5 protein-coding genes and 1 rRNA gene are annotated in these 6,128 nt (G+C 61.4%); 1 reads left to right on the top strand and 5 read right to left on the bottom strand.

All coding sequences use genetic code 11. From position 1 onward, the window contains the following. From Q427_RS05625 to ilvC, 3 genes are all read right to left on the bottom strand, one after another. A 16S ribosomal RNA gene (locus tag Q427_RS05625) occupies positions 1-130 on the bottom strand; the annotation flags it as partial. Positions 131-755: 625 nt separating this feature from the next. Next, positions 756-1,634 (bottom strand): CDP-diacylglycerol--serine O-phosphatidyltransferase, encoded by an 879-nt coding sequence (pssA, locus tag Q427_RS05620; protein WP_043511807.1) that lies wholly within the window; start codon positions 1,632-1,634, stop codon positions 756-758. 149 nt (positions 1,635-1,783) lie between these two features. Beyond that, positions 1,784-2,800: a ketol-acid reductoisomerase gene (gene ilvC / locus Q427_RS05615; RefSeq protein WP_043511806.1), complete on the bottom strand. Its 1,017-nt coding sequence runs from the start codon at positions 2,798-2,800 to the stop codon at positions 1,784-1,786. Positions 2,801-2,978: 178 nt separating this feature from the next. Between ilvC and ilvY the strand changes: the two genes are divergently transcribed. Then, positions 2,979-3,866, top strand: coding sequence for an HTH-type transcriptional activator IlvY (gene ilvY, locus Q427_RS05610; RefSeq protein WP_043511805.1), 888 nt, complete (start codon positions 2,979-2,981; stop codon positions 3,864-3,866). 49 nt (positions 3,867-3,915) lie between these two features. Here the strand turns inward: ilvY and ilvN are convergent, their stop codons facing one another. Then, complete coding sequence (gene ilvN / locus Q427_RS05605; protein WP_043511804.1) at positions 3,916-4,407, bottom strand: acetolactate synthase small subunit; 492 nt, start codon at positions 4,405-4,407, stop codon at positions 3,916-3,918. After that, the coding region (locus Q427_RS05600) for an acetolactate synthase 3 large subunit (RefSeq protein ID WP_051496158.1) at positions 4,407-6,128 on the bottom strand (1,722 nt) is incomplete at its 5' end. The genes Q427_RS05600 and ilvN, both read right to left, overlap by 1 nt.

Genomic DNA, 6,128 nt, shown 5'->3' with positions numbered 1-6,128 from the left:
AGATTCCTATGCATTACTCACCCGTCCGCCGCTCGTCAGCATCAGCAAGCTGGACCTGTTACCGCTCGACTTGCATGTGTTAAGCCTGCCGCCAGCGTTCAATCTGAGCCATGATCAAACTCTTCAGTTTCAAATCATTGCGGTTCTTGCTCAGCCACCACCCGAAGGCGACAGCTGAAAGCGAACCAATCTTGGCTCAAGGTCAAAGCTTCTCAAAAAGACCCGAAGGCCTTCGACGAGTCGCTTGCCTTGAAATGGTGTGACTTCTCACCACCTCATCGACAAGCGCCCACATGAATTACCTGATCGATTGTTAAAGAGCGGCTCCGGGCCGATAAAGCACGGAGCGTCTCGCTTGCTGTCGTGGCGGCTGACTCTATCAGCGGCCTCGCCAGCGCCCTGCGAGGAAGGCGTATTCTACTGAATCGGCTGAGCTTGTCAACTCTCTTCGCCGGCCTCACCGGAGTGAGCGTGCCATCGAAGCGCCGGTACCGCCGGCTGCCTTCAGCGTGGCGTGCATTCTACCGTCTCCGGCGCTTCTGTCAATCGCGAATCTCACCAGCCGATCCGAAAAAACCAAACAGAAACAAGCACTTTCTCCACTTCCACCGCCGGTAACGTTTGCCCGTTGCCGGCAGCGGATGCGTACTTTAAGGGCTGAGCGTCGCCGCTGCAAGGACTTTCGTCGCAAAATTTCACGGCCCGCCCGAAACGCCCATCCACAGGCGGTTTCGGGCAAGTGGCTGTGGACAGGATCAGCCAGTAGCGGTGGGTTGCTTCATCTTGCGCAGTATCGCCTGGGTCGGTCCGGATGCGACATAGGCACCGAACAGCAGCAGCAGCATTACCGAGGGCTGCATGGAGATCACCACGAAACCCAGCACGATGGCCAGCAGCACCACGAAAGGCACCGGCCCCTTGAGGTCGATCTCCTTGAAGCTGTAGTAGCGGATATTACTGACCATCAGCACGCCGGCAGCAGCCACCACCAGCAGCATCAGAATCTTGAACCCGACGGCATCGGCATCGAAGCTGTGGAAGGTCCAGACACTTGCCGCCACGAAAGCGGCAGCCGATGGGCTGGGCAGGCCAATGAACCACTTCTTGTCAACGCTGCCGACCTGCACATTGAAGCGTGCCAGCCTCAGGGCGGCACAGGCCACGTATAGGAAGGCCACCACCCAACCGGTCTTGCCGATGTCCTGCAGAATCCAGGTGAAGGCGACCAATGCCGGGGCCACGCCGAAGGAAACCATGTCGGAAAGGCTGTCGTATTCGGCACCGAAGGCACTCTGGGTATTGGTCATGCGGGCGACACGCCCATCCAGGCCGTCGAGCACCATGGCAATGAAAATGGCCACCGCCGCCGCAGTGAAGTCACCATTGATACCGGCCACCACGGAGAAGAAGCCGGCAAACAGCGCCGATGTCGTGAACAGGTTGGGCAGCAGATAGATTCCCCTGCGCCTCACCTTCTTGCCGTCTTCAATGGACTCCTCGATAACCTCCGTTTCGCGAACGAAAGCGGCAGCCAGATCTTCCTCGGCAGGAGGGAGCCGTTCGTGCTCGCTCGGGCCGGACTCGTCACCCTCGTCATGAGGGCCATGCTCGGTATTGCGGGGATCCTGACTCATTCATCTCGTCCGTTGCCAGAATGGAGTCGCCCGAAGGCGATGACTTCATTCTACACGCTGTCACCGAAGCGCAAAGTGCCACGGCTACCTTCTGATACGACAAGGGCGCGGAAGCCCGCGCCCTTGAGGTGGTCCAGACGAGTCGAGGCTCAGTTCTTGGACTTGTCTACCAGCTGGTTGGCAGCAATCCACGGCATCATGCCGCGCAGCTTGGCACCGACCTGCTCTATGTCGTGCTCGGCATTCAGGCGACGGCGAGCGGTCATCGAAGGATAGTTGCTGTTGCCCTCGTTGATGAACATCTTGGCGTATTCGCCGGTCTGGATGCGCTTGAGTGCATTGCGCATCGCCGCACGCGACTGCTCGTTGATGATCTCGGGGCCGGTCACGTACTCACCATACTCCGCGTTGTTGGAGATGGAGTAGTTCATGTTGGCGATGCCGCCCTCGTACATGAGATCGACGATCAGCTTGAGCTCGTGCAGGCACTCGAAGTAGGCCATTTCCGGAGCGTAGCCTGCCTCAGTGAGGGTCTCGAAACCGGCCTTGACCAACTCGACCGCACCACCGCACAGCACCGCCTGCTCGCCGAACAGGTCGGTCTCCGTCTCGTCCTTGAAGGTGGTCTCGATGATGCCGCTGCGGCCGCCGCCGACACCGGCAGCATAGGAGAGCGCCAGTTCCTTGGCGGTACCGGAGGCATCCTGGTGGATGGCGATCAGGTCGGGAATGCCGCCACCCTTGACGAACTCGGAGCGCACGGTGTGCCCCGGGGCCTTGGGCGCGATCATGATCACGTCCAGGTCCTTGCGCGGCTCGATCTGGTTGTAGTGGATGTTGAAGCCGTGGGCGAAGGCCAGGGTGGCCCCCTGCTTGAGATTCGGCTCGACCTCGTTCTCGTAGATGGCCTTCTGGTTCTCGTCCGGCGCCAGGATCATGACGACGTCGGCGCTCTTGCAGGCCTCCGGCACACCGGAAACCTTGAGACCGGCGGCCTCGGCCTTGGCGGCAGAGGACGAGCCGGCGCGCAAGGCGACGGTGACATCGACGCCCGACTCCTTCAGGTTGTTGGCATGGGCATGGCCCTGGGAGCCATAGCCGACGATGGTCACCTTCTTGCCTTGAATGAGGGAGAGATCGCAATCCTTGTCGTAATAAACGCGCATGATGTGCTCCTGAAGTGGTTGACCGAAGGGTTGAGGTGTCAGCGTTGATGGCCACCCGCGCCGTCTGTTGCGGCACTGGGCATCCTGCCATCCGATGCCGCCACCTTACGCCAGCACTGATATTGCGTAAAACGCTATATTTGCAACACGACATGCCGGAATATGAAATAATCCAGCCATGGACATGCGCCCCCTCAAGCAATTTCTCGCCCTGGCCGATACGCTGCACTTCGGTCGTGCCAGCGAGCTCTGCCACGTCAGCCCTTCCACGCTCTCACGCACCATCCGCCAACTGGAGCAAATCCTGGAAGCGTCGCTGTTCGAGCGCGACAACCGCCATGTGACCCTGACCCCCCAGGGTCTGATCTTTCAGGAGTACGCCAGGGATACCCTGGCGCAGTGGGAGGTGCTGCGTCATACGCTAAGCCGGCATGCCGACGAACTCGCCGGCGAGATCAGCATCTATTGCTCGGTCACCGCCAGCTACAGCTTCCTCTACGATCTACTCAGCGACTTTCGACTGCGCCACCCAAGAATCGAGCTCAAGCTGCATACCGGCGATCCCGCCGAATCCATGTCACGGGTACTCGACGGCGAAGAGGACATGGCGATCACCCCGAGACCACGCGGCGTACCGAGTCCTCTCGCCTTCAAGTCCCTGACTCGCTCGCCACTGGTCTTCATCGCCCCCGCCGCCCAGGCCGACTGGATCCCCGGCACCCCCGAATCCCCCTCCGTCACACAGTGGCAGCACGTGCCGATGATCCTCTCCGAAGCGGGTCTGTCACGGGAGTACACCGACACCTGGTTCAAGGCCTTGGGCGTCGCCCCGCGCATCTATGCCCAGGTCGCCGGCCACGAGGCCATCGTCAGCATGGTCGGCCTGGGCTTCGGAGTCGGCGTGGTGCCGAAGATCGTGCTCGACAACAGCCCCCTCGTCGAACGAGTCAGGGTGCTCCCGGTCAAGCCGGAGCTACCCCACTACGACGTCGGGCTCTGCGTGCTCAATCGCCGCCTGAAGAGCCCGCTGATCCAGGCACTGTGGGATGAAGTCGTGGAGCGCTGAAACGAAAAAGCCGCCCCGAAGGGCGGCTGAGCGCTTCAACCAGCAAGAATCAGAGGCTGAGGACTTTATCGCCGCGGGCAATACCCGACACTCCCGTCCGCGCCACTTCCAGAATGCCCACCGGCCCCATGGCCTGCAGGAAGGCATCCAGCTTGCCGGCATCGCCGGTAATCTGCACGGTGTAGAGGCTGGGCGTCACGTCGACGATCTGCGCGCGAAAGATATCCACCGTGCGCTTGACCTCGTCTCGGGCCGCTCCCAGGGCCTTGACCTTCACCAGCATCAGCTCGCGCTCGATGTGGTTGCCCTCGGTGAGGTCAACGAGCTTGATCACGTCGATCAGCTTGTTGAGATGCTTGGTGATCTGCTCGATCACACGGTCATCGCCCACGGTGGTTACGGTCAGCCGCGAGAGCGACGGGTCCTCGGTGGGCGCCACGTTCAGCGTCTCGATGTTGAAGTTGCGCTGCGAGAACAGCCCCACCACCCGCGACAAAGCGCCCGGTTCGTTTTCCATCAGAATCGAGATGATATGACGCATCAGGTCCGCTCCGTCTTGGAAAGCAGCATGTCACGCATGGAGCCCAGGGGCACCTGCATCGGATAAACGTGCTCGCGCGGGTCGACGATGACGTCGAGGAACACCAGCTCATGGTTGTCGGCGAAGGTGCGCTCGAGGGCCGGGCCGAGCTCATCCTTCGTCTCCACCCGCAGCGCGGTGAAGCCATATGCCTCGATCAGCTTGCTGAAGTCCGGCAGCGATTCCATGTAGGAGTGCGCATGACGCGACTTGTAGTTGAGGTCCTGCCACTGACGCACCATGCCCAGGGAGGCGTTGTTCAGATTGACGATCTTCACGCCACCGCCGAACTGCTTACAGGTAGACAGCTCCTGCATCATCATCTGGAAGCTGCCCTCGCCGGTGACGCAGATCACCTGCTCGTCCGGGAAGTTCTGCTTGATGCCCATGGCCGCCGGAAAACCGAAGCCCATGGTGCCGAGTCCACCCGAGGTGATGAAACGGTTGGGCTTGTCGAACTTGTAGTACTGGGCCGCGAACATCTGATGCTGCCCCACGTCGGTGGTCACGTACGCCTCGCCACGGGTGATCTCGCAGAGCGCCTCGATCACCTCCTGCGGCTTTAACTGCTCGCCCGGCTGAGAGGGTTCGTAGAGCTTGCCCGCCCGCTCCTCACGCCAGCCCTCGATCTTCTGCCACCACTCGCCCAGCGCTTCGGGATGCTCGACCTCCTTGCCCTGCAGCAGGCTGATCATCTCGTTGATCACGCTGCCCGCCGGCCCGACGATAGGCACATCCGCGCGCACGGTCTTGGAGACCGAGCTGGGGTCGATGTCCACGTGTATGATCTTGGCCGTGGGACAGAACTTGGAGGTGTTGTTGGTGACCCGGTCGTCGAAACGTGCCCCGATGGCGATGATCAGGTCGGCATGGTGCATGGCCATGTTCGACTCGTAGGAGCCGTGCATGCCCAGCCAGCCCAGGCACTGACGATCGCTCTGCGGATAGGAGCCGATGCCCATCAGCGTGGTGGTGATGGGATAGCCCAGCCGCTTGACCAGATCGGTGAGCCCCTCGCTGGCCCGGCCGGTGACCACACCACCGCCGGTGTAGAACATTGGCCGCTTGGCCTTGAGCATCAGCTCGACGGCCTTCTTGATCTGGCCGGTGTGACCACGGGCCACCGGGTTGTATGAGCGCATCTTGATCTTCTTGGGATAGATGTACTCGTAGCGCTCGGTGGGGGCGGTCATGTCCTTGGGAATGTCCACCACCACCGGGCCGGGGCGGCCGGTAGAAGCCAGGTAGTAGGCCTTCTTGAGCACTTCCGGGATCTCGGACGGGTGCTTGATCGAGAAGCTGTGCTTCACGATGGGCCGCGTCACGCCGATGATGTCGGTCTCCTGGAAGGCGTCCTCGCCAATCAGGTGGCTGGCCACCTGACCGCACAGTACCACCATGGGTATCGAGTCCATGTAGGCGGTGGCAATACCGGTAACCGCATTGGTGGCACCGGGGCCGGAGGTCACCAGCACCGTGCCCGGCTTGCCCGAAGCCCGGGCATAGCCGTCGGCGGCGTGGGTCGCCGCCTGTTCATGGCGCACCAGGATGTGCTTGACCTTGTCCTGGCGGAACAGCGCATCGTAGATGTGCAGCGCCGCACCACCGGGATAGCCGTATATATATTCGACGCCCTCATCCTGCAGGAATCGGGCAATCATGTCCGCGCCGGAAAGCAGTTC

Source organism: Halomonas sp. BC04, from assembly GCF_000568385.1.
The sequence above is the reverse complement of the archived record's forward strand: the minus strand, read 5'-3'. Positions and strand labels throughout refer to the sequence as shown.